At 36.7% G+C, this 25,245-nt stretch carries 24 protein-coding genes; 11 read left to right on the top strand and 13 right to left on the bottom strand.

Translation table 11 applies throughout. The features are described from left to right. Positions 1–3 precede the first annotated feature (3 nt). Positions 4–660, top strand: coding sequence for an alpha/beta hydrolase (locus ACH3O9_RS16345; protein WP_416442224.1), 657 nt, complete (start codon positions 4–6; stop codon positions 658–660). Between the two features lies 1 nt (position 661). On the opposite strand, the gene ACH3O9_RS16350 is transcribed toward ACH3O9_RS16345, so the two are convergent. Then, the gene (locus ACH3O9_RS16350) at positions 662–1,159 is read right to left on the bottom strand and encodes a hypothetical protein (RefSeq protein ID WP_416442225.1); all 498 of its coding nucleotides are present in this window, start codon (positions 1,157–1,159) and stop codon (positions 662–664) included. 6 nt (positions 1,160–1,165) lie between these two features. Then, on the bottom strand, positions 1,166–1,930 hold the full coding sequence (locus ACH3O9_RS16355; protein WP_416442226.1) for an MBL fold metallo-hydrolase: 765 nt from the start codon (positions 1,928–1,930) through the stop codon (positions 1,166–1,168). 108 nt (positions 1,931–2,038) lie between these two features. On the opposite strand from ACH3O9_RS16355, the gene ACH3O9_RS16360 reads away from it, so the two are divergent. Together ACH3O9_RS16360 and ACH3O9_RS16365 are read left to right on the top strand one after the other, a co-directional pair. Further along, on the top strand, positions 2,039–3,490 hold the full coding sequence (locus tag ACH3O9_RS16360) for a TonB-dependent receptor (protein ID WP_416442227.1): 1,452 nt from the start codon (positions 2,039–2,041) through the stop codon (positions 3,488–3,490). 268 nt (positions 3,491–3,758) lie between these two features. Then, positions 3,759–6,905 carry a LamG-like jellyroll fold domain-containing protein gene (locus ACH3O9_RS16365; RefSeq protein WP_416442228.1) on the top strand — a complete coding sequence of 1,049 codons (3,147 nt, stop codon included), beginning with the start codon at positions 3,759–3,761 and terminating at the stop codon, positions 6,903–6,905. 25 nt (positions 6,906–6,930) lie between these two features. On the opposite strand, the gene ACH3O9_RS16370 is transcribed toward ACH3O9_RS16365, so the two are convergent. Together ACH3O9_RS16370 and hisS are read right to left on the bottom strand one after the other, a co-directional pair. Continuing rightward, positions 6,931–7,284, bottom strand: coding sequence for a hypothetical protein (locus tag ACH3O9_RS16370; protein WP_416442229.1), 354 nt, complete (start codon positions 7,282–7,284; stop codon positions 6,931–6,933). 38 nt (positions 7,285–7,322) lie between these two features. Next, entirely contained in the window at positions 7,323–8,702 is a 1,380-nt protein-coding gene (gene hisS, locus ACH3O9_RS16375; protein WP_416442230.1) for a histidine--tRNA ligase, read from the bottom strand. A gap of 115 nt (positions 8,703–8,817) precedes the next feature. Between hisS and ACH3O9_RS16380 the strand changes: the two genes are divergently transcribed. Both ACH3O9_RS16380 and ACH3O9_RS16385 read left to right on the top strand, forming a co-directional pair. Continuing rightward, a complete protein-coding gene (locus ACH3O9_RS16380; protein ID WP_416442231.1) occupies positions 8,818–10,059 on the top strand; it encodes an ABC transporter permease in 1,242 nt (413 codons plus the stop codon). Positions 10,060–10,076: 17 nt separating this feature from the next. Beyond that, a complete protein-coding gene (locus tag ACH3O9_RS16385; protein WP_416442232.1) occupies positions 10,077–10,259 on the top strand; it encodes a hypothetical protein in 183 nt (60 codons plus the stop codon). Positions 10,260–10,301: 42 nt separating this feature from the next. On the opposite strand, the gene ACH3O9_RS16390 is transcribed toward ACH3O9_RS16385, so the two are convergent. From ACH3O9_RS16390 to rpsF, 4 genes are all read right to left on the bottom strand, one after another. Beyond that, complete coding sequence (locus ACH3O9_RS16390) at positions 10,302–10,781, bottom strand: DUF6495 family protein (protein ID WP_416442233.1); 480 nt, start codon at positions 10,779–10,781, stop codon at positions 10,302–10,304. Positions 10,782–10,925: 144 nt separating this feature from the next. Beyond that, positions 10,926–11,375 (bottom strand): 50S ribosomal protein L9, encoded by a 450-nt coding sequence (rplI, locus tag ACH3O9_RS16395; protein ID WP_416442234.1) that lies wholly within the window; start codon positions 11,373–11,375, stop codon positions 10,926–10,928. An 11-nt stretch (positions 11,376–11,386) separates the two neighbouring features. Then, the gene (rpsR, locus tag ACH3O9_RS16400; RefSeq protein ID WP_416442235.1) at positions 11,387–11,686 is read right to left on the bottom strand and encodes a 30S ribosomal protein S18; all 300 of its coding nucleotides are present in this window, start codon (positions 11,684–11,686) and stop codon (positions 11,387–11,389) included. Positions 11,687–11,688: 2 nt separating this feature from the next. Continuing rightward, positions 11,689–12,027 carry a 30S ribosomal protein S6 gene (gene rpsF / locus ACH3O9_RS16405; RefSeq protein WP_416442236.1) on the bottom strand — a complete coding sequence of 113 codons (339 nt, stop codon included), beginning with the start codon at positions 12,025–12,027 and terminating at the stop codon, positions 11,689–11,691. Positions 12,028–12,242: 215 nt separating this feature from the next. Here rpsF and ACH3O9_RS16410 point away from each other — a divergent pair, with 215 nt between their 5' ends. Continuing rightward, positions 12,243–12,944 carry a LytR/AlgR family response regulator transcription factor gene (locus ACH3O9_RS16410; protein WP_416446712.1) on the top strand — a complete coding sequence of 234 codons (702 nt, stop codon included), beginning with the start codon at positions 12,243–12,245 and terminating at the stop codon, positions 12,942–12,944. A gap of 76 nt (positions 12,945–13,020) precedes the next feature. Here ACH3O9_RS16410 and priA read toward each other — a convergent pair whose 3' ends face one another. The 4 genes from priA to nadC form a co-directional block, all read right to left on the bottom strand. Beyond that, positions 13,021–15,501 carry a replication restart helicase PriA gene (priA, locus tag ACH3O9_RS16415; RefSeq protein ID WP_416442237.1) on the bottom strand — a complete coding sequence of 827 codons (2,481 nt, stop codon included), beginning with the start codon at positions 15,499–15,501 and terminating at the stop codon, positions 13,021–13,023. Positions 15,502–15,587: 86 nt separating this feature from the next. Further along, the gene (locus ACH3O9_RS16420; RefSeq protein ID WP_416442238.1) at positions 15,588–16,016 is read right to left on the bottom strand and encodes a DUF2147 domain-containing protein; all 429 of its coding nucleotides are present in this window, start codon (positions 16,014–16,016) and stop codon (positions 15,588–15,590) included. A 20-nt stretch (positions 16,017–16,036) separates the two neighbouring features. Next, positions 16,037–16,963: a YihY/virulence factor BrkB family protein gene (locus ACH3O9_RS16425; RefSeq protein WP_416442239.1), complete on the bottom strand. Its 927-nt coding sequence runs from the start codon at positions 16,961–16,963 to the stop codon at positions 16,037–16,039. After that, positions 16,964–17,821, bottom strand: a complete 858-nt coding sequence (gene nadC, locus ACH3O9_RS16430) for a carboxylating nicotinate-nucleotide diphosphorylase (RefSeq protein ID WP_416442240.1) — start codon at positions 17,819–17,821, stop codon at positions 16,964–16,966. Positions 17,822–17,925: 104 nt separating this feature from the next. Between nadC and rlmH the strand changes: the two genes are divergently transcribed. From rlmH to ACH3O9_RS16450, 4 genes are all read left to right on the top strand, one after another. Then, positions 17,926–18,399 (top strand): 23S rRNA (pseudouridine(1915)-N(3))-methyltransferase RlmH, encoded by a 474-nt coding sequence (gene rlmH, locus ACH3O9_RS16435; RefSeq protein WP_416442241.1) that lies wholly within the window; start codon positions 17,926–17,928, stop codon positions 18,397–18,399. A gap of 14 nt (positions 18,400–18,413) precedes the next feature. Further along, complete coding sequence (locus ACH3O9_RS16440) at positions 18,414–18,986, top strand: non-canonical purine NTP diphosphatase (protein WP_416442242.1); 573 nt, start codon at positions 18,414–18,416, stop codon at positions 18,984–18,986. Positions 18,987–19,171: 185 nt separating this feature from the next. Further along, entirely contained in the window at positions 19,172–20,965 is a 1,794-nt protein-coding gene (locus tag ACH3O9_RS16445; protein WP_416446714.1) for a DEAD/DEAH box helicase, read from the top strand. A gap of 72 nt (positions 20,966–21,037) precedes the next feature. Beyond that, positions 21,038–21,808, top strand: a complete 771-nt coding sequence (locus tag ACH3O9_RS16450) for a carboxypeptidase-like regulatory domain-containing protein (protein WP_416442243.1) — start codon at positions 21,038–21,040, stop codon at positions 21,806–21,808. A 265-nt stretch (positions 21,809–22,073) separates the two neighbouring features. Here ACH3O9_RS16450 and gndA read toward each other — a convergent pair whose 3' ends face one another. Then, entirely contained in the window at positions 22,074–23,486 is a 1,413-nt protein-coding gene (gndA, locus tag ACH3O9_RS16455; protein ID WP_416442244.1) for an NADP-dependent phosphogluconate dehydrogenase, read from the bottom strand. Positions 23,487–23,670: 184 nt separating this feature from the next. On the opposite strand from gndA, the gene zwf reads away from it, so the two are divergent. Further along, on the top strand, positions 23,671–25,215 hold the full coding sequence (gene zwf, locus ACH3O9_RS16460; RefSeq protein WP_416442245.1) for a glucose-6-phosphate dehydrogenase: 1,545 nt from the start codon (positions 23,671–23,673) through the stop codon (positions 25,213–25,215). Positions 25,216–25,245: the final 30 nt, after the last annotated feature.

Genomic DNA, 25,245 nt, shown 5'->3' on the forward strand with positions numbered 1-25,245 from the left:
TATATGACAAAATTCTCCTTAGAGCATTTAATAAGAAAGCCATCAATAACAACTGTTGGCAAACCTCCCCTACTTCTTTTACTACACGGTTACGGCAGCAATGAAGAAGACCTGTTCTCTTTTGCACCAGAATTACCGGGAGAATATTATATAATTTCAGCCAGAGCTCCTATGCCCATGCCTCCTTCTGGCAATGCCTGGTATACTATTTATTGGGATGCACCTAATGGAAAGTGGTCTGACGATAAGGAAGCTATTGAAGCAAGAGATCTAATCTCAAAATTTATTACTGAGGCTATTAAGACTTACGAACTTGACGAGAACAATGTAACCTTAATAGGTTTTAGCCAGGGAACAATTTTAAGCTATGCTGTCGCCTTGACTTATCCTGAAAAAATTAAGAATGTTGTCGCTTTAAGCGGATATATCAACACAGACATAACTCAAGTAAAAGAAGATAAATCTGCTTATAACAATTTAAATATCTTCTGCTCTCATGGTACAGTAGATCAGGTAATCCCTGTAAATGCTGCGAGAATGGCTCCGGCTTTTTTAAAAGAACTTGGTATTGAAACTACTTTAAAAGAATATCCGGTAGGTCACGGTGTCGCTCCACAGAATTTTTATGATGCTAAATCGTGGCTGGAGGCGCATAAATAAATTAATTACCCTGGGGGTATATCAGGCTTTTTATAGGCTCAAAGCTAATTACATTTTCCGGGCTTATGTCATATTGCAGAAGTAGCTCACCCCACCTTTTACCATCGCTAAAATCTGCAATGATCCATTTGTGATTAAGCACTTTCACCTTATTGATTCTAAAAACACCTATTGCATTTTCATAAGGAATAAGATCGTTCCCTTCTGTTGTGTTTCTGCTTATGATCTCATTTGAGATGCGCTCACTTAAACTATCAACATCAACTCCATACTTTTCAAAATAGGAATACGCATTTTCATTATTTTCTAAATTAAAATAACCTGCGTCCTGCAAGTTTTCATTTAATGCGGCAATACTATCTTTCGCAGAAGCGGTTTCTTGCTCTAATTGACCGATTTTTCGCTCTTTTGACTCGAAAATTTTCTTCTCATTTACATATTGAAAAACCACAAGTAATGCAGCAAAAAGGAAAAGATACATGAATATCTTATTTCTCATAATTCTTTAAAGATCTAATTGAAGCCCATCGTAGGCCAAATGAATATTTTCTGGTAATTTTTTCTCAACTTCAGCATGAAAACCCAGCAGGTGGCTAATGTGTGTGAAGTAGGCTTTTTTTGGTTTGACTTCAGCTATAAATTCTAAAGCCTCTTCCAGATTAAAATGTGAATAATGAGGTTCTTCCCGCAAAGCATTAACAACGATAACATCAAGGTCTTTTAACTTCTCCTTTTCTTCTTTAGCAATGGTTTTTACATCTGTTAGGTATGCAAAATTATTAAACCGATAGCCAAAAACCTGGAGTCCGCCATGAGAAACGTTAATAGGTGTAACAAGAATATCTCCTAAATTAAAACTCTTATTATTTTGTACTTCATTGATCTGCACATTAGGCGCTCCGGGATATTTATTTTCTTTCTGAAATATATAATCAAATCGACGCTCCAGTTCACCTATAACGCGTTTATGCGCATAAATAGGTATATCGCCCTGCCTAAAGAAAAACGGGCGTATATCATCAAGCCCTGCTGTATGGTCTGAGTGTTCATGCGTGAAGAGTAAAGCCTCCATATGGGTGACATTATGCTGCAACATTTGCTGTCTAAAATCTGGCCCACAGTCTACTACAAGGTTTTTTTTAGAGCTGCTTATAAGTATAGAAACCCGTAACCTTTTATCCTTAGGATCTGTACTCTTACAAACCGGATGGTTACTCCCAATAATGGGTATTCCCTGCGATGTGCCTGTTCCTAAAAATGTTATTTTCAAACTTGTGAATTTTAGAACAAAAGTAGTGTTATTTTTTTGTAACCCCTATCCTTTTGCTACCTTTGAGGCGTAACTTCAGACGTTGTCCTACACTAAAAAAATTGCACTATGCCCATTACAATTCAAGGTGATAAAGAGTTTGAAAATGTACCCTCTACGCATAATAAAGCACTTAGAATAAATCTTAACGAAAACATCTACGGCACTTTTGCAGAAATAGGTGCCGGTCAGGAAACGGTACGTCATTTCTTTAGAGCCGGAGGTGCAAGCGGTACAATTGCAAAAGCAATGTCTGCTTATGATAAAGATTTTAGTGACGCTGTTTATGGTATAGAAGATGACAGGAGATATGTGACCGAAGCTCGACTTAAGAAAATGTTGTCGCATGAAACAAATCTTCTGGAAAACAGAATCTCAAGAGAGAAACATCCTAATAAAATATACTTCACTTACGCCAATACGGTGGCGACTATAGATTTTGCTAAAAAATTTAAAGGTCACGGCTGGGTAGGTATAAAATATCAGGTAGAACCTCAATCTGAATTCAATGAGATAATTTTACACGTTCGTTTTCATGAAAATGATGCACGTTTACAACAGCTAACGCTTGGCAAATTAGGTGTAAATCTTATTTATGGTGCTTACTATAAATATGATTCTCCTAAAAAGTTGCTTCGCTATTTGTACGATCATATTGACAAAGATCAAATAGAGATCGATATGATTAACTTCTCAGGCCCCGTGTTTGAGAAAGTAGATAACCGCTTGATGAGTTTACAACTTCTTAAGAACGGATTTACAGACGCAGTAATGTTTGGCCCTGATGGTAACAACATACTTGCAGCTAAGATTCTTTATAAAAAGAACATCCTTGCTTTACGCGGTAGCTTTAGACCCGTTACTAAAGTGAATATGGATATGTACCATAAATCACTGGAAATCTTCCTCAAAGAAAATCGGGTTAAAAAGGAAAATACAGAGGTTTTATTTGAAATTACCTTATCTAACCTGCGCGCTGAAGGAGAAATAGATGAAGAAGATTTTATGGACCGTGCAAGGCTATTATGTAGTCTAGGTCAAACTGTAATGATTTCTAACTATCAGGAATATTACAGGCTTGTAGAATTTTTCTCCAGATACACAAAAGAGCGTATGGGCTTAGCCATGGGTGTAAATAATCTCGTAGATGTGTTTGATGAGTCTTATTACAGGCATCTTAGTGGTGGTATATTAGAAGCTTTTGGTAAACTTTTCTTTAAAGATCTTCGTGTTTATCTCTATCCTATGCAAGATCCTGAAACCGGAGAATTCACTACAAGTGAAAATCTTAAAGTACACCCTCGTATGAAAGAATTATATAAGTTCTTTAAATACAATGGTCGTGTAGTTGATATTGAAGACTTTAATCCAGATATACTAACTGTATTCTCGCGTGAAGTTTTACGCATGATCTCTCAGGGTGAAAAAGGATGGGAAGAAATGTTACCTGAAGGAATCCCGGAGATTATTAAAAATCAAAACCTTTTTGATTACAAACCCGCTCCCGTACAACAGGATTAAACTAAAAAATTATACTATAAAAATATCCTCTTTTTAATTGAAGAGGATATTTTTTTTGCACTTTATCAATACAAACATATATTTAGTCGACAATTATCAACACATAAGCAGAAATAAAAATGAATAATACTCTTATTTAATCGACAAAAAACACATTTTTAACGATTAAGTGTTAATTTTTCAATCTTTAAGTCATTTTATAACTGGATTTATAATATATTTGGCACATAAATAATTCAGACCCCAAATCTGTTGTTACTTGTGTACTATGAGATTGATTACGAAATATAGAAGTACCTGTCTATTTTTATTTACCTTTTTAACCTTATCAGAATTTTCTTACTCACAGGAAAATTCAAAAACAACTGACCATACTTGGTATACCATGTGGGCGAGTATTTCACCAACTGATTTCAATTACAATGTATCAGGAATTGGTCGTGATGACGCTCAGAATATCAATCAAAAACAATCCAGATGCGGTAAATCAACAAGCTTATTGACATTTGGACTTGGAGAAATAGCCGAAGACAACCAGGCTAATAAAAGTTCGTTCGCCAGTAACGAAGATTTTTTACTTTGGGGTAATGATAATGGCTCGCTCGAGCTTACTTCTACCATCTCAACAGATCTCAGTAAAAATTTAAATAATGAAAATCTTAAGACCGAGGTTGAATATACTCGCTTCTCTAGAATCTGGAAAGTAGCAGAAATGTATAAGTCTGGGGAAGGTGTCTCCAAAGTAGAGGTATCAATACCTAAAAGTGCATTTTCATACATACCCATTTCAAACGGTGCTTATTTGATGTTTATCTCAGATACTCCCACATTTGATGCTAATTCTGATTATGTTTTACTAAATGAAAATCAAGATCAACTTGAAGCCACTTATGACTTTAACGGTATAAAATATATAACTTTTGGTCACGCAACTGAAACTAAAAATGTGAGATCTATAAGCTTTGATGGTATTGATGATTATATAGACGCGGGGAGCGAACTTACTTTAAACAATACATTTACATTATCTGCCTGGGTAATGACTTCAGGAAATGGAACAATCATTTCAAAAGCTGACACAAAATCTAATCAGGGGTTTAAATTTGAAATAGACAGTAACGGTCATTCAACTTTTCAAATACTAAATGATGCCAGTATCAGTATTACTTCGTCAGTTATAATTCCTAAAAATGAATGGCATCAGCTGGCTGTTTCTTACAACGGTAATGAGCTCAAACTTTATATAGACGGCGTACGGGATACTCAAAAAGAACTTACATTAACGCAAATTTCAAACGACAATCCATTTTTAATAGGAGGAATTAAAGCTGGAAGCTCCACCACAGGTTTTTTTAAAGGAAGTATTGACGAAGTTAGAGTTTGGGATGCCGCACTTACCACAGTTGAGATAAGAGATTTAATGAATCAGGAATTGTCTGTACAAGACGATAGCTATATAGGGACACAACTCAATGCTAAAGAAACAAAAACTATATTATCTGCTCATAAACTAAAAGCATATTTCCCAATGCTTTCTTATATATTCAAAAGTGTAAAAGATGAAAGCGGAAACGGATTCATTGCAAAGTTAAAAAACATCGATTCTGCAGATGAACAAACGGCTCCACTACCCTATCAATCAGTTTCAGATGGAAAGTGGGAAGATAAAAACACCTGGAAGAATGGCTCTTCACAACCTCTGCCTAATTCCAGATCTATTGTAGATAATACCACCATTATAGACTGGAATATCGTAAAGACGAGTCACAATATCTCTGTAAGCAAAGATATTACTGCTGCCGCTCTATATGTTGAGGATAATGAACTATCGCTAGACGATAATAGCCTAACGATAACAAATTATCTAAGTCTTGAAGGAGTCATTAATTTAAAGGGTGAGGCTCAATTAATTCAAACAGCTGGTAGCGAACTTGATCCTAAAAGTGCAGGATTTGTATTACAAAAGCACACGACAGGAGCAGATCTTTATCGTTACAACTATTTGTCTTCACCGGTGAGTCCGGAAAATACCTATGAAAATAACAGAGAATATACTGTCAAAAGGTCGCTAAAAGACAACAATTCAGGGTATTTACAAAACCTTAATTTTACGGGTGGTCAGGACGGTTCTGCCGGGTCACCGGTGACATTAAGTGCGTATTGGCTTTACACTTTTAAAAACAGAAATGGCGCTGAAGCGAAATGGCAGTATGTGGGTGAGAACGGCAAACTGAAAGTAGGCGAAGGTTTTACAATGAAAGGTCCCGGATGCGGTACTATGACAGATTCTTACACATATACCTTTAAAGGAAAACCTAATAATTCTACCGAAAAAACGCCAATAAACATCAATATTTCAGAAGGAAGTGAATATCTGGTTGGTAATCCCTTTGCTTCAGGAATTGATGCAGATCTATTTATAAAAAGTAATCCTTCAATAACAGGAACAATTTCCTTCTGGCATCACTACGGTGGTAAATCTCATCAGGTAAAAACTTTTGAAGGTGGCTATTCCAGATATAATCTTTCTGGAAGTGTGGCGGCGATTCAACATCCGGACACAAAAGCCCGTGGTCTTAAAGATTTTGAAGAAAGACCTGACCAGTTTATAGATGTAGCTCAAGGTTTTTTCGTTACCGCAAATTCAACCGGAAAAGTAAACTTTGACAATACAATACGCACTTTCGTGAAAACGAATAGACAAAAAAACGTTGAAACTACGCAAGACCTGCGCACAAAACTTCGTTTAGGATATTACTCACCTAAAAACCTGCACCGCGAAATACTTCTCACGCAAGACCCTAAAACGACTATGGGTATCGATAGAATGTACGATGCTATTACAGATGAAGAGCAGGAAGAAGATTTTTACTGGAATATCTCTGAAGAACGCGGAGTTATACAAGGCATACCTGAAATTGATAACCGAATGACCTTGCCGCTTGAGATCAAAATCGCGCAAAAGGGACAATTTCGCATTTCAATAGATGATCTTCAAAACTTTCCAGATGAGATTGGTATCGGTCTAAGAGACAAAGAAACAGATCTTATTACAAATTTACGATTAGGTGATCATACCCAAAGTCTCGATGCAGGCACGTATAAGGACCGTTTTGAAATTGTTTTTAAAATTTACAACAATACATTAAGTACATCTGCACCACTAGCGGCTAATGATATGGTTAAACCATTTTACAATAAACGCGCTCAAAACATTGAAATCACAAAGTCTGAGGCTATCATTGTTAATGATGCTTGCCTCTACTCTATTTTGGGACAGGAAGTACAAAAGTGGGATTTAACGCGCATTGCAAATTCTCAAAAGTTAGTTGTTAATCAACTAAGCGCGGGTACTTACATTCTCAAATTAAATACAGACAAAGGTGTGATCACTAACAAGCTGATGATAAACTAGTAATACTTTACTTAAAAATATCAAATTATCTCTTTCGCTTGTTATAATAAATCCCGCCTAAAATAGAAATTGGAGCGAAGAATATGATAGCAAAAAGCTGCGTCCAATGGCTGCCTGTAGATTTTGTAATTGAGAAAGCTGCAAAGCCGGCAATGATAAAACCTAAAACATAGTTCAGGTTTAAATTTCTGTTTCTGGCAACTAACTTCAATAAAAAACCACTGGCAAAAGAAAAGACACTACCGTAAATAAGAGTTATGATCATAAAAGTTGTAGATGCCGGTTCATGAGGATCTTGCCCTGAAAACTTGAATAACAATAAAGATGTTATTACAAAAATTGCATAACCGGCAATAACGGCCAGAATTTTTCTAATCATTTAATGGTTTTTATTACTATTCATTAACGCCAATCTAATTAAATGCCAGCTGTAATTTTATTGATCATTTCAGCAATACTAAAAGTATTTTGATCTCCGGTTTTCATATTCTTTAGCGTGTAGTGCTCATTTTTAATTTCTTCTGTCCCGGCAAGTACCACATATTGAATATTACGTTTATCTGCATGAGACATCTGCTTTTTCATTTTTGCAGCGTCAGGATATAATTCAGCTTTTATTCCCGATTTTCTCATGTTTTTGACCGCTTTTAAGGCATAAAGAGCTTCTTTTTCGCCAAAATTTATAAAAAGTACTTCAGTGCCCTTCACGGTTTGAGCCGGAAAAAGATCAAGTTCTTCAAGTACCAGATAAATACGATCAAGACCAAAAGAAATACCAACACCGCTCATATTTTTTAAACCGAAAATACCTGTAAGATCATCATATCTGCCACCGCCGCCTATGCTTCCCATTTTCACATTTTCTGGAGCCGCAACTTCAAAGATCGCACCGGTGTAATAATTTAATCCGCGCGCTAGTGTTATATCTAGTTCTAAGCTTGCTGTGCTTAAGCCCAGCTCCTGAACATTCTTAAAAATGAATTTCACTTCTTCTATTCCGGCAAGACCGGTTTCAGAGTCTTTAAGAAGTTCTTCAAGAACCGTAAGTTTCTCTTCAAAATCACCACTTGCGCTAAAAATGGGTTTTACTTTTTCAATAGCTTGCGGAGTAATTCCTTTCTGGAGCATTTCTTTAACTACGCCCTCCTCACCTATCTTATCGAGCTTATCAAGTGCTACTGTAAAATCGATCAGTTTATCTTCTGCACCTATTGCTTCTGCAATCCCCGAAAGTATCTTGCGGTTATTAATTTTTATAGTAACCCCTTTAAGATTAAGATCTGTAAAAACGGAATCATAAAGCTGAACAAAAGTAACTTCCTGCCATAGTGAATCTGAACCTACCGCATCTGCATCACACTGAAAGAATTCTCTAAATCTGCCTTTCTGTGGGCGATCTGCACGCCATACCGGCTGAATTTGATACCGCTTAAAAGGAAATTCTATCTCATTTTGATGTTGTACCACATAACGTGCAAACGGAACTGTAAGATCATAACGTAGCGCTTTTTCTGATATGGATGACGCAATATTGTTACTATCTTTAGTAGCATAAAGATCATCGTTTACTTTACTTAAGTAGTCCCCACTGTTCAAAATCTTAAAAATTAAGCGATCGCCCTCATCACCATATTTACCCATTAAAGTATCGCTATTTTCAAATGAAGGTGTTTCTATAGGCTGAAAACCAAACATTTCAAAATTTCGCCTAAGCGTATTAATTATATAATTTCTGCGAAGAACTTCTGCAGGAGAAAAATCACGCGTACCTTTAGGTATTCCGGGTTTTTGAGCCATATCAATTTTTGAGGGTACAAATATCCTAAAAAAGTGAGGTTATGTGCCAGTAATTTTGAAAAAACGGTAACTTTATTGAGCTTATGTATACATATAGGCTTAAACAGGAAAATCTATGTTCTCACTATTTAGAGAAAATGTGCGAATAGCCTTTGATGCTATTAAAAGTCAGCTATTGCGTACCATTCTAACAGTTTTAATTATTGCAATAGGTATTACTGCTCTGGTAGCGATTTTAAGCCTGGTTAAAGCACTAGAAAACACAATAAGCAGCGATTTCTCATCGATGGGTTCAAACACCTTTAATTTGCAGCGCTATGAGTTTCAGGTACAGCGACGCGGGAGTGGTGAGAAACAAAAGGTGAATCCTATACTAAGCTACAGACAGGTAAAAGAATTTGAAGAAAGTTATGAGTATCCTTTCACACAGGTCTCATTATCATTTACCGGTACTTCTGACGCCGAAGTTAAATATGAAAGTGAAAAAACTGATCCTGAAGTTAACATTCTGGGTGTTAACCAAAACTTCTTAGACAACAGCGGACTCAAATTAGCAGATGGTCGCAACTTCAACTTTTTTGATATTCAGAATAATAATAACGTCTGTGTTTTAGGTAGCGATTTTAAAAAGGGCTTATTTGAAAATATTGATCCTATCAATAAGACCATAAGCATCCGCGGTACTAAATTTAAAGTGGTAGGTATACTTGAAGAAAAGGGAGCCACCTTTGGCAATAATCAAGATTTACGTGTACTAATTCCTATACAGATCGCAAGGTCTATGTACACGCAGGCAAATATAAATTATAACGTAAGTGTAAAGGTAGATGACAAGGAGATGATAGATGGCGCTCAGGATGAGGCTATAATTACATTTAGAAACATTAGAGGTCTTGCTCCTGTAGAGGCTAATAATTTTGGTATAGAACGTAGTGATGACCTTATCAATCAAATAGGTCAAATGACAGGATATCTTTCTATGGCAGCGTGGATTATTAGCATGATAACCGTTCTGGGATCTTCAATTGCTCTTATGAATATCATGCTTGTATCTGTAACAGAACGTACTCGTGAGATAGGTGTAAGAAAGGCTTTGGGGGCAAAACGCTCTACAATCGCAGGTCAATTTTTATTAGAAACGATTATGATAGGCCAATTTGGTGGTATTTTAGGAATAATCCTTGGGATACTTATAGGAATTTTGATTTCTTCTGTTGCTGATTTCAATTTTACAACTCCGTGGGGCGCGATGATCGCTGCGACTTTAATTACCTTACTTGTAGCAGTAATATCAGGTTCTTTTCCTGCAGCAAAAGCCGCAAAACTAGATCCTATAGAATCCTTGCGCTACGAATAATAATAAACAGTTTTCAAATGAGTAAACTAAGTAAAATTCACTATTTGAGATCAATAGGAATGCTCTCATTTAGCATTACATTAATAGTCTCCCATTATAATGAAATGCCAGATTTTCTTAAAGGTTCACTTATGGGAATAGGTATAGGACTTACAATTATATCTTTAATTCTACAGAAAAAAGTGAAGACAAATTCTTAACAAGATAACCTGAGATTTTCCCAATAATCAAACCTCAGCGACTTAACTTTCTAAATCAACGTATTGTTCAAACCATCTAAAAAGTTCACCTTTTGTAATTGAGGCTCCCTGACGTATAAGGGCAAAAACATCTGCGCTCTTATCTTCTTTCAACATTTTTTTACTACTGTAAAGATTTACCTGGTCATCCATAAGATGAGATTGTAGCCAGTTATAGCCTTCTGTCGTGGTTATGTCTATTGTTTTATTTTCTACCTCAAGAGAGATAAGGGTAATATGCAGATCATCTATTCTAAAAAGGAACATATGCTGTGGCGAAAAATGTTCCAGATACTCAACATTACGCAAAACACCTTCCCAGATAAGATCGCTAAAAACATCAAGCTCCTGCTCTGCAACTTCTGGCTTATTCTTTTTAATAGATTCCCACTCTTCTGCTGTAATAGATTGTGCAGCCAGAAAGTTAATAAACTCCTGATGCATTTCATCTAACTGTTCTTTTGTAAGTCTAATGTATTTCATAAAAATAAGATCATGAATCTCAACAGGTTCAAAATTTGAAGCTGTATTGAATTAATGAATATAAAAGTATGTGTTAAAAAGCCCTTTTATGGGTAAAAAAAAAGCTCCCGTAAAACGGAAGCTTTTATATGCTAATTAAAGGTATTAAGCCTCAGCAACAACGTCAAAAGTCAAACTTTCAACAACCTCACGGTGAAAACGTAAGGTAGCTTCATATTGACCTAAACGTTTAATGTTACCACCAGCGATAGTAATAAACTTTCTGTCTATTTCTACACCTTCTTTTGATAATGCTTGTGCTAGATCTGCATCTGTAACAGAACCAAATAACTTATCTGCTTCACCAGATTTTGCAGTTATTTTTATTTCAAGACCGCTAAGTTTAGCAGCTTCCGCTTTAGCAGCATCAATTACTTTTTTCTCTTTGTAAGCGCGTTGCTTCAGGTTTTCTGCAAGAACTTTCTTTGCAGAAGGAGTAGCTAAAATAGCATGTCCCTGTGGTATAAGAAAATTTCTACCGTAACCGTTTTTTACACTTACAAGGTCGTCTGTAAATCCTAGATTATCGACGTCTCTTTTTAATATCACTTCCATCTGTCTCTCTTTTATTTATATAAATCGGTTACATAAGGCATAAGAGCTAAGTGACGAGCGCGTTTTACCGCTACACTTACTTTACGCTGATATTTTAAAGAAGTACCTGTAAGACGACGAGGTAACAATTTACCTTGCTCATTTACAAATGACGCTAACCAGTCTGCATCCTTGTAATCAATATATTTGATACCAGAACGCTTAAAACGACAGTATTTCTTTGTTTTATTTGTCTCTATATTTAATGGAGTCAAATAACGAATTTCTCCGTCTTTTTTAGCTTTCGCTTGTTGCTCAATTGATGTTGCCATAATTATGCTTTTTCTTTGTTTCTTTTTCTGCGCTTTTCAGCCCACTCAATCGCGTGTTTGTCTAGTCTTACAGTAAGGAATCGCATAATGCGCTCGTCACGTCTAAATTCTAGTTCAAAGTTCGTGATTACCTCTCCAGGAATCGTAAATTCAAAAAGGTGATAAAAACCACTTTTTTTGTTTTGGATCGCGTAAGCTAATTTTTTTAGCCCCCAATCTTCTTTCGATATCATCTTGGCGCCGTTAGAAACAAGAAAATCTTCAAATTTCTTTACTGTTTCCTTTACCTGGTCATCAGATAAAACGGGATTCAAGATGAAAACAGTTTCGTAATGATTCATATTGTATATTGATTAAAAAATGAGTGCAAAAGTAGTTTTAATTTATTGATTTAGCAAATACCCAACACTATAAATCCTAAATTACTGAATACATTTATCTTACAGTGACCGATTTTTCGCTTAAACAGAAAAATTTATCGATGAAATACACAAATTTCTTGTTTAATAACATTATTCTGCATATTATTGCATTAACTTAACCTAATATGAATAATGTGGAAGAACTAATTCTCGACTGTGCTGTCGTTGACGATTCAAGTTTACAGAGGCTTGCGATCGTAAAGATGATTAAAGATCATCCTAATCTACGTCTGGTGGCAGAATATAATAATGCTATCGAGACAAAAAATGGTCTTATAGAGACCAAAGTTGACCTTATTTTTCTGGATATAGAAATGCCCATCTTAACTGGCTTTGATCTGCTGGATGACCTGGTTCATAAACCACAGATTATATTCGTTACCGGAAAAACAAAATATGCATATAAAGCATTTAATTATAATGCGATCGACTACTTAAGAAAGCCCCTTACTAAAGATCGTTTTATGAATGCAGTGCATAAAGCGCTAAGTCTTCACCGTCTTAAAACAGAAGGAAACGTAGAAGACGATGATTATATCTTTGTAAAAAGTAACCTTAAAAAGAAAAAGGTTTTTCTTAATGAGCTAAAATATATAGAAGCTCTTGGCGACTACGTAAAACTGGTTACACATAATGAGCCTATCATTGTGCTTTCTACCATGAAAGCTTTTGATGAGCAATTACCCTCAGACCGCTTTATGCGTATACACAAGTCTTATATTATAAATATAGACAAAGTAGAAAAATACAATAGTAGAAATATTGAAATAGAAGGTGACAAAATTCCTTTAAGCAGGCACAAGAAAGCCAAACTAATGGATGCACTTTCAGCTTAGCAGAAAGAAAAATTAGTCATTAGTACCTAAAAATCCCGCCAGAAGCGGGATTTTTTAGTTTACATCCGGTGTTGCTTTAATTATCAACGTTTATAACAATCTTCACGCTTCTAAAAGCGCCTATACTCAAGAAACTTGTTCTTACACGTAAAATCGCTTTTTTGGTTTTACTTAGACTTTGTTTTCGCGGAATCTTAATTAAAATATTGCGATAATACTCATTGCGTATACGCGAAACAGGCGGCGGCTCTGGTCCCAGAATCTGCTCGCTGAATATATTTTTAAGCGCCTGACCCATCCAGACTGAAGCCTCTTCTATTTTTTGAAAATCCCGATGCTTCAATGTTATTTTAATAAGCCTGCAAAATGGCGGATATTTATAAATATGCCTTTCCTCCAGCTGCTCTGTGTACATCGCCTCATAATTATTCTGCGAGACCTGCTGCAAGATCTGATGATAGGGATTATACGTTTGTATTAGCACTTTGCCCCTTTTCTGCGTTCTTCCCGCTCTGCCAGAAACCTGCTGTATAAGCTGAAAACTTCGCTCATGAGCCCTAAAATCGGGAATATTGAGCATACTATCGGCATGTAGAATTCCTACTAATGTAACGTTTCTAAAATCCAGACCTTTAGTAAGCATTTGCGTTCCTACTAAAATATCGGTCTCACCTTGCTCAAAAGCGGTAATTATCTTCTCAAAACCGTACTTGCCTCGCGTCGTATCAGAATCCATTCTGGCAACTTTAGTATCCGGAAATAGCGTTTTTAATTCTGTTTCTACCTGTTCTGTGCCAAAACCTTTGGTGTCCAGTTCTTCGCTGCCGCAGGCCATGCATTTTAAAAGCATTGCAATGTGGTAACCACAGTAATGACAACGCAGCTGACTACGATGTTTATGATACGTTAAACTCACATCACAGTTGGGACATTGCGGCGAATGACCACAGGTTTTACATTCCAGAATTGGGGAGTAACCTCGTCTGTTTTGAAAAAGGATCACTTGTTCACCTTCTGCTAATGCATCTGTGATTGCCCGCTGCAGATCGTCACTAAAGTGACCGCTCATCAATTTTTTTCTGTGCTTTTCCTGTATGTCAATTATTATATTTTCTGGCATCAATACGTTACCATGCCTGTGCTTTAATGTCACCAATCCATATTTACCAGCTTGCGCATTATAGTAACTCTCGAGCGCAGGTGTTGCAGAACCCATCAAGACTTTAGCCTTTTGCAAATATGCCAGAACTATAGCTGCATCACGGGCATGATAACGCGGGGCAGGATCAAATTGTTTGTAGCTGGGTTCATGTTCTTCATCAACTATAACAAGACCCAGATTTTCATAAGGGAGAAAAATAGAGCTTCGCGCCCCTAAAATCAGTTGCGCCTTGGGGGCCTGGTTGAGAACATTATTCCAAACTTCTACTTGTTCATGAACAGAATATTTAGAATGATAAACAGAAAGTTTCTCACCAAAATATTTTTGAAGTCGCGCAACCAGCTGTGTTGTCAATGCAATTTCTGGCAATAGATAAAGAACTTGCTTTCCTGCCGCCAGGTACTCTTCTATAAGGTTTACATAGATCTCAGTTTTTCCTGAAGAAGTAACACCGTGAAGTAAGCACACCTCCTTGTCTTCAAAATCCTGTTTTATCTCTTTTAAAGCCTCTATTTGATAAGAATTAAGCTCTTTAGTATCATTAATACTATCTGAATGAAAATTTATACGATCCCGCTGAATTTTATAAATTTCTAAAATTCCCTTTTTAACCAATTCTTTTACCTGAGCTGCTGTGGCGTTTGCGGCCTTTTGTAACTCTTCAGATTTTATAGGCTTCTTACTTTTCGCTTTAAGCGAAAAGAATGTTAGCAATACTTCCCGCTGTTTTGGTGCACGTTCAAGATCATCAAGCGCTGCATGCATGCGTTCTTCCTGCTCATAATCTGTACTCAGCTTTACATATTTTACAAGCTTTGGCTTATACGCCTCGTAAATCTCTTCCTCCAGCTGTACAACGCCAAGATCAATAAGTTTTTTAATTTCAGGAAGCACTTTTTTCTTCCCAAGTATATCCATCACCTCATGAATCTTGAGAATAGGTTTATCTATAAGAGCCTCTGCAATTAATTGCCCATCTCCTTCTAAATCATAGGTTTCTATTTTAAAGCCTGAAGCACGTTTAACTATAGTCTCGCTCTCGAGCAAAAACGCGCTGGGTAAAGCTGCCCGCAGAACATCTCCTAATGTGCACATGTAGTAATCTGCCATCCACTTCCAGAAATTGAGCTGGGTAAGATGTACAACTGGCTCTTCATCAAGAATCTCTTCTATATCTTTAGCCTCGTATATTACGGGTTCATTTTGATGCACACCTATACTCAGGGCTGTGTAGATCTTTGTTTTACCAAAGGGTACCGCAAGTCGCATACCCGGCTTTATAGAGGCATACTGCGCATCTGTGATGCGATAGGTAAAAGAATTTTCAACCGGAATAGGAAGTATTACGTCTACAAAATACATACCGCGTAAAGATAAAAAAATGGCTGTTTCCATTTCTGAAAACAGCCCTGTATAAATTTATATATTTATTTATTGTAATTCATACCACGCAAACTTATCACGAGGTTTTGAAGGGTTAATTATTCTACCCTGTGCCAGTATTGTGTTCTTCCTAAAAGTGAAAAACCTACATAGCCTCTAACCTTAAGTTTGTTTGGTTCTTCAAGAGCAATGTAACATTTGTATAATTTACCTGTAGAAGGATCGAGAATTTTACCATCTGTATACTCGTCACCGTCTTTTTCAAGTCCTTTTATAATCACTAAACCCTGTATAGGTTTTCCCTCATCTTCACCAGAGCAATCTGTGCAGAGTGCATCTTTTTTTTCCTTATTAAGTATTTCTACAACTTTACCATAGACTTTACCATCTTGTTTGTAAATGTCTACTATAGATCTTGCCTCGCCGGTATTATCATCAATCGTCTTCCACTTTCCGGTAACGTCCTGAGCAAGCAAAACAGTTGTACTAAAGCATAGTAAAAACAGGGATAGGGTTATTTTTCTCATATATTCAATGTTTAATTAATTTAAGGTTCTCTTTTATTCTTAAGCTGATATAAAGCAGCGTTTAATTCAAATCCCAATAATAGTAAATTAGAATTTAACCAGATATAGACCATCATAATTAACAATGCTCCTATGGAGCCGTATAACTGGTTATAATTAGAAAAATTATTTATGTAGATACCAAATAAATATGTCGTCAACAAAAACAGCAAGGTTGTCATAAGCGCACCACCAGAGAAAAATCTGTATGCCCTCCCTTCTTTTGTTCCAAAATAGTACAAAGTACCTACCACACAATAAATAAGAACAACAAAGAATACAAAACTACCCAGCTTAGATATCCACAGATTGTCTTCATTTAAAATGCCTCTACTCTTTAACTCATTAATTGTATATTGATAGTAGAGCACTATTATTACGGTTAAAAGCAACAACAATGCCAATATAAGAGAAACTCCCAGTGCTACCAGATATTGCCTTATAATTGAGCGGTTAATAGACGTGTGATAGCTAAATTCAAAACCCGTAAAAATAGCATTGACGCCATTTGCCATTAAAAAAATAGAAAATATAAGCGTTAAAGAAAGTAAACCACCACGCGGGTTGGCAGCAATATCAAGTAAAACCGGCTCAAAGAAATCAGCAGTTTGAGCAGGTAATAAGTTCTGAATAAAATTTAGAAATCCTTCCTGAAAATCATTTATGGGCACATAAGGAATCAGGTTAAGAATAAACAGAAAAAAAGGAAACAGAGCCATAAAAAAGCTAAACGCAATAGCGCTGGCACGAGTAGAGAATGTTCCTTTTATAATTCCTATAGAATACAGCTCCCAGAAATCATATAGTGATAAACCTTCAAAACCCGGTAAGATAATCTTCTTCATCCATGCTACCAGCTTACCTATAACAGGTATATGCCTAAGCTCCTTTTCTACTTCTTCACTCATTTAAACCGCTTTAAGGCTTAAATCCATATTGTAAACCGAATGCGTTAAAGCTCCGCTTGATATATAATCAACTCCGCATTCTGCATATTTTCTCAAAGTTTCTTCATTGATTCCGCCAGATGATTCGGTCTGGCATTTATCCCCTATAAGTTCTACCGCCTTACGCGTATCGTCGTAATTAAAGTTGTCTATTAATATGCGATGTACCCCTGTAGACTGCAGGATTTCTTCTATTTCCTCCAGATCACGTGCTTCTACGATAATCTTAAGGTCAAGTTTATTTTTGGCTAAATACGCTTTTGTTTTATCTATCGCCTGTGTGATTCCACCTGCAAAATCTATGTGATTATCTTTAAGCATAACCATATCATATAAGGCAAACCTATGGTTTTCTCCGCCGCCTATTTTAACCGCCCATTTTTCTAATGCACGTATGCCAGGTGTGGTTTTTCTGGTATCCAGAATTTTGGTACGGGTACCTTCTAACATGTCTGCAAAATGTTTTGTCTTTGTAGCTATGGCGCTCATGCGCTGCATACCGTTCAGTACAAGGCGCTCTGCTTTTAAAATACTTTGTGAACTACCTTCAACATAAAATGCGATATCGCCATATTTTACCTTTTCTCCATCTTTGATTAATACTTCAACATCAAGAGAAGGATCTATATAATTAAAAACCTGACATGCAAAGGTTACTCCGGCAATAATACCATCATCTTTTACCAGTAACTTGGCTCTCCCTACTGCATTATCTGGTATACAAGCCAGCGAACTATGATCACCATCACCCACATCTTCACGTATCGCATTTGCGATTATACCATCTATTTCAGCATTCAGTTTTGATTTTGATATCATACCCCTACATTTTTTGCTAAGTTAATCAAACGTTAGAGCAATATACAACAGGCGCACAAAAAAGCAAATCGCAATTCACTGTGAGAAATTTGTATTTTTGACAAATGAATATCAAGCTACTTTGTATAGGCAAAACAGATAATGCCAGCCTCGATGAACTTATAACCATCTATACTAAACGTTTAGGTTTTTATGTGAATTTTGATATGGAAATTATTCCAGATCTCAAAAAAGTGAAAAACTTATGTGAGGAGCAACAAAAAGAAAAAGAGGGCGAACTTATCCTGAATAAAATAAGCACTCAGGATCAATTAATTCTTCTTGACGAAAAAGGAAAAGAGTTTAACAGCATAGCTTTTTCAGAATATCTTCAAAAGAAAATGAATAGCGGGATAAAAACCCTCGTTCTTGTAATAGGCGGTCCCTACGGCTTCTCCCCTGCTGTTTACGCAAAAGCAGCCGGAAAAATATCGCTCTCAAAAATGACATTTTCTCACCAGATGATAAGACTGTTTATAACTGAACAATTATACCGAGGTTACACTATATTACGCAATGAACCATATCACCATCAATAATTAAAAATTACTTCATGCAATTAGTTTTCGCAACGTATAACAACAATAAATTAAAGGAAATTCAGGCTTTAATGCCAGCGCATATTACCCTCAAAAGCTTAACAGATATTGGCTGTACTGAAGATATTATTGAAGATGCCAAAACTATTGAAGGCAATGCCTTGATCAAAGCAAGGTATGTAAAAAATAAATACGGCTACGATTGCTTTGCAGATGACACAGGCCTTGAAGTTAACGCACTTAATGGTGAACCCGGAGTGTACAGCGCGAGATATGCCGGTGAGCAAAAAAGTTCTTCAGATAATATAAATAAGCTTTTAGCGAAATTAAAGAACAGCAAAGACCGTTCTGCACAATTTAAAACGGTAATAGCTCTAATCATAAATGACACAGAACATACTTTTACCGGAATTTGTAAAGGGCAAATTATAAAAGATAAAAAAGGAAATGCAGGTTTTGGCTACGACCCTGTTTTTCAACCAGATAGTTATGATAGAACATTTGCAGAAATGCCTCTTGAATTAAAAGGAAAGATCAGCCACAGAGGGTTAGCAGTACAAAAACTCCTCAATTTTCTTCAGAAATAAAATACAAAATCGGTCTTTTTAGGCTAAAAATCGGGTTTGTACTGCCAATTTTTCTGCTTATTCCTTCATATAAACAGCCTGTTTTAGAGGTATTTGTAATAATAAGACAGGCATATAGCCAATCCATTATTTAACACTACCTTTGCGCCCTCTTTACCAACGTAGGTAAATATAATATAATGACAATGAATAAATTTGAAGCGTTAGGACTAAATGATGCTATCCTGAAGGCAGTTGCCGACATGGGCTTTACAGAGCCTTCTGAAGTGCAGGAGAAAGCCATTCCCGTCCTACTTAATGAGTCGACAGATATTGTCGCTCTCGCCCAGACAGGGACAGGAAAAACAGCAGCATTTGGCTTTCCGCTAATTCAACAGATCAATGCAAACAGCAGAACCACACAGGGACTTATAATCTCCCCAACTCGTGAGTTATGTTTGCAGATCACTAATGAAATTAAAGCGTATTCTAAATACATAAATGGCCTTAATGTAGTTGCCGTTTACGGTGGTGCAAACATACAGGAACAAGCCAGATCTATAAGTCGTGGAGCACAAATTATTGTTGCTACACCAGGTCGTATGATGGATATGATGCGACGCAAGCTTGTAGATATTTCAGAGATAAACTACTGTATTCTTGATGAAGCAGATGAGATGCTCAACATGGGCTTCTATGAAGATATCACAACCATTTTAGCAGATACACCTAAAGGTAAGAACACCTGGTTATTTTCTGCTACAATGCCTAAAGAAGTTGCCAGAATTGCTAAGCAATTTATGCGCTCTCCTCAGGAAATCACTGTAGGAACTAAGAACATGGGTGCAGAAAATGTATCTCATGAGTACTACATGGTAAACTCAAGAGACAGATACCAGGCATTAAAGCGTCTTGCAGATGCAAATCCTGATATATTCTCTGTTGTGTTTTGCCGTACAAAACGCGATACACAAAAAGTAGCCGAAAATCTTATAGAAGATGGTTATAATGCAGCAGCGCTACATGGTGATCTAAGCCAGAACCAGCGTGACCTGGTAATGAAAAGCTTCCGTAATCGCCAGATACAAATGCTTGTCGCAACAGATGTTGCAGCTCGTGGTATTGATGTAGATGATATTACACATGTTATCAACTATCAATTACCTGACGAAATAGAAACCTATACCCACCGTAGTGGCCGTACAGGTCGTGCAGGTAAAACAGGTGTTTCTATGGTGATCGTCTCTAAAAGCGAACTAAGAAAGATCAAGCAAGTTGAGAAGATAATCAACAAAAAGTTTGAGCATAAAGACATTCCTACCGGAATGGAAATTTGTGAAGTGCAACTTATGCATCTTGCAAATGACATTCACAACACAGAGATCAATCACGAGATAGACCCTTATTTATTCAGTATAAATGAAGTGCTTGAGGGATTAACCCGTGAAGAATTGATCAAAAAAGTGTTCTCTGTAGAGTTTACCCGTTTCTTCAATTATTACAAAAAGACAAAAGATCTTAATGTAAATGCAAAAGCAGAGATAAGAGAAGAATCTGGTGAGTCTACACGTTTCTTCATCAATGTAGGTAGCAAAGATGATTTTGACTGGATGACCTTAAAAGACTTCCTTAAAGAAGTAACAGGTCTTGGTCAGGATGGTATTTACAGAGTAGATTGTAAAGACAGCTTCTCTTTCTTTAATACAGATACAGAACATCTTGATGCTGTAATGGCTGTTTTTGAAGATTTTAAATTGGGAGATCGCTCTGTTCACGTAGAGATCACAAAAGATAAAGGTGGCAGAGGTCGCAACAGCGGTCGCAGAGATCATAACGGTCGTGACGGTGGCAATAATAACCGCAGACGTCGCAGAGATGATGACAATCGTGGTAAGGGTGGTAAAGGACATCGCGGTAAACGCAACTCAAATGATCAGGACAAATCAAGTGACGGTAAAGCGCCTTTTTCAGGAAAGCGTCGCCGCCGCGAAAGAAATTAATTTGACTATTTTTTTGCTAAATGTAACTTTTGGTATGATTTTCCAGTCTCTTTTTCTAAATTGGCTGCCAATATGAGAAAGGCTTTATTTGCTTTTATATTTTTAATTACCCCTTTATTAATCTTCGCTCAAGATATTGACGATGATGAAACGATAAGTGGCCAGGTGGTCAACGCATCAAATGACGCGGTACTTGACAATGTAAACATTATCAATCTTAACAATGTAAAAGGTGCAATTTCTGACGAAAAAGGAAATTTTACCATTCAGGCTAAAGTTAACGATACCTTATTCTTTTCCTTTTTAGGATTTAAGACCCTACAGGTACGCGTTACAAATGACTGGAAGAAATTTGGCGATGTTAAGGTTAAAATGACTGAAGTAGGAATCGCTCTGGAAGAAGTGGTTGTAAAAGATGTAGAACTTACAGGCTATCTTGAGATAGACGCTAAGAACGTACCTGTTTATAAAAACGTGCGCTATAGCATTTCTGGACTTCCATCGGGATACGAAGCAGGACAGAGCCAGCCAAGCGCCATAAACAAGGTTTTAAGCGCGGTTTTCAATCCGGCGGATTTTCTCTATAATGTATTTGGTAAAAAACCACAGCAAATGCGAAAACTGCGCCAGGTTAAAGAAGATGATAAGATACGTAACCTTCTAGTTAATAAATTTGACAGAGAGACTTTAACGGCTCTTTTACAGATAACAAAAGAAGACATTGATGAGATACTGCGCAGATGTGACTATTCTGAAAGTTTTGTAAAAACAGCAAATGACTTACAGATCTTAGATGCGGTAAGCAGTTGCTACGAAGAGTACAAAGTATTACACAGAGATTAATCGTTCTAAGATTTAATCTAGCAGATAATTAAAAATCAAAACCTCGTGATATCACGAGGTTTTTTTATGCCTTTTTATGTTTGCTTAAAGCGAAAAACCCTCGTTTCCTGCCGATTTTCAATCAATTTTAACCGATTTTTAGATCTAAAACCGAAATTCTCGAGTCAAACTGTTATGTTCTATTTCGCGAAAGCTGGATTATTCTATAAAAAAATCCATCAAGTATTCACCTGATGGATTTTTTGCTGTTTTTAGAAATCTTTATTTATGATCCCCATTCTGTATGGAAGATACCTTCTCTATCAATACGCTCATACGTATGAGAACCAAAGTTATCCCGTTGTGCCTGAATTAAATTAAGCGGTAAATTACTCGCTGTGTATGCATCAAAATAATTTAAAGCACTTGATAAACCGGGTACTGGTATTCCGCTTTTAGCAGCGTAAGCCACAACTTCCCGTACAGAATTTAATGTACCTTGTACCTTAGGCACAAAGGAAGGTGAAAGTAAAAGGTTTGCCAGATCTTTATCTGCATTGTAAGCTTCTGTAATATCTGCAAGTAAGCCTGCACGTATAATACATCCGGCTCTCCATATTTTAGCTATCACAGCCATATCGAGCTCATATTTATATTCTTTAGAAGCATCTGCAAGTTGATGTAAACCTTGTGCGTAAGCAACTATAAATGCAAAATAAAGCGATTCTTCTGCCATATTAATAAGCTTGGCTTTATCTATTGCTCCCGGCTCTGGGCGGTCATACAATTCATCTGCCTGTACACGCTCATCTTTTAATGCCGAAATCTCACGCATGCTTACCGCCATATCAATTGTAGGAACAGGAATACCAAGATCCATTGCATTTTGTGAAGTCCATTTACCGGTACCTTTTTGCTTAGCTTTATCAAGTATTTTATCTACCAGGCGACCGTCACCAAGGTCATCTTCCTGTTTAAATATGGCTGCAGTAATTTCGACTAAAAATGATTGTAAACGACCATTGTTCCATTTCGTGTAAACGTCATGCAACTCATCATTTGTAAGTCCGCATGACTTTCTCAGTAAGTCATAAATCTCTGATGTTAATTGCATTAAGCCATATTCTATACCGTTGTGAACCATTTTTACATAGTTTCCGGCAGATTTTGGGCCTAAATAGGCAACACATGGCTCACCATTATATTTAGCAGCAACTGCTTCAAAAATAGGTTTTACATGCTGGTAAGCTTCTTTGCTTCCGCCAGGCATAATACTAGGTCCTCTGCGTGCGCCTTCTGCCCCACCTGAAACTCCAGATCCAAAAAAGTGAATTCCTTTCTCTTTTAAATAGGCTTCTCTACGATCTGTATCTGTAAAAAATGAGTTACCACCATCTATAATAATATCGTCTTTATCCAGATGTGGAAGCAGGTTTTCTATAACAGCATCTACAATTTTACCGGCTGGTACGAGTAGCATGATCTTACGCGGAGTGGCAAGAGATTCTATAAAAGTTGTAATATCTGTAGAAGCGTTTACCTGCTCAAGATTATCCCCTTCGGTTTTTAATGCGTCTACTTTTTCTGGGTCAAGATCGTACCCAAAGGCTTTAAAACCATTATCAGCCACATTTAAAATAAAATTGCGCCCCATTACACCAAGGCCTACAAGTCCAAAATCGTAATCTTTATACTCCATATCTAGTTGTGTTCTTTTTTAAAAATGAAAGGCATTCTTTAAGGAAACGCCCTGTTTGACATAAATATGCCTTATTTTTACTTTGTGAACCAAAATTAATCGATAACATCGACATTTAACCCCCTTTTTACAATAAACTAGTCACAGATATGACTAAAAATGGGGCATAACAATTTTATAATATATGTCTAAACCATTAAACAAGACGGCTAACCAAATGCTAATCATATTTGGTGCATCTGGTGATCTAACTGCAAGAAAACTTATACCTGCGATCTATAATCTATATAAAGGTAAATATCTGCCAGAAAACTTTGTTGTTCTGGGAGCCAGCCGAAGCAATATTACTGATGAAGATTTTCGCAAGAAAGTCGTTCAGGAAAGTGCTTATTTAAAAGATCGCATCAATAAAGAAGAAGAAGATTACATAACTGCATTTTCAGACAAGTTATTCTACGAGGATCTGGGTAACGATTATGATACAGATTACACGGCTCTAAGCAAGAGAATTAAAGAGCTAAATGCGAAATATGGCACCAGCGATAATTACATTTTCTATTTATCTACACCGCCAAGTTTGTATGAGACAATAGCTAAAAACCTGTGCAACGCAGGCCTTACCGAAGAGAAAAAAGGCTGGAAACGTATTATCGTAGAGAAACCATTTGGTTACAGTCTGGAAACAGCAAAAGAACTTAACAAAGGTCTTCAGAATTACTTTAAAGAATTTCAGATCTACAGAATAGATCATTATTTAGGTAAAGAAACTGTTCAAAATCTACTTGTAACGCGTTTTGCAAATTCAATATTTGAACCGCTCTGGAACAGAAATTATATACACCACGTTGAGATCACAAACGCTGAAACTGTGGGTGTAGAAAAACGAGGTGGTTATTATGATAAATCGGGCGCGCTGCGTGATATGTTTCAAAGCCACTTATTGCAGATCGTCTCTCTAATCGTGATGGAACCACCTATCAATTCTAACGCTGAAGAAATTAGAAATGAAAAGGTTAAGGCTTTAAAGTCATTACGCATAATGACCGATGAAAAAACCCTTTTTGAGAACACGATAAAAGGGCAATATATGGGTTGCACTATTGACGGAAAAAAAGTTCCCGGTTATCGTGAAGAAGAAGGCGTAGATCCTAACTCAAAGACCGAAACCTATGCGGCTATTAAGTTCTTTGTAGATAACTGGCGCTGGAAAGATGTTCCGTTTTACGTGCGTACAGCAAAGCGTATGCCTACAAAGGTGACTGAGGTTGTAATTCACTTCAAGACACCGCACCACCAGTTATTTAAAAATCAGGATATTGACCAGAAAGATAACAAGCTTATCATACGTATTCAACCTGATGAAGGAATACTCTTAAAATTTGGTGTAAAAGTACCGGGACAAGGCTTCCACGTAGAGCGTGCTAACCTTGATTTTTACTATTCAAGTCTGGCAGATACAAATGTGATGGATGCTTATGAACGTCTTTTACTAGATGCGATGCAGGGTGATGCTACTCTTTATGCGCGTGCAGATGAAGTTGAGGCCGCCTGGTCTTTTGTAGATCCTATTCTTGATTACTGGAAGAAAGACTCAAACGTAAATACCTACGGTTATTCTGTAGGAACCTGGGGACCTAAAAATTCTGATGATCTTATAGAAGATGATTACGGGTGGAGAAATCCCGGTGAACATCTTACAGATGATAGTGGTTTCTGCATTATCAAGTAAACCTAATCTGATTTTTTAATAGCTAAAATT

The sequence above is a fragment of the Leeuwenhoekiella sp. A16 genome (assembly GCF_047946675.1).
Lineage (GTDB): Bacteria > Bacteroidota > Bacteroidia > Flavobacteriales > Flavobacteriaceae > Leeuwenhoekiella.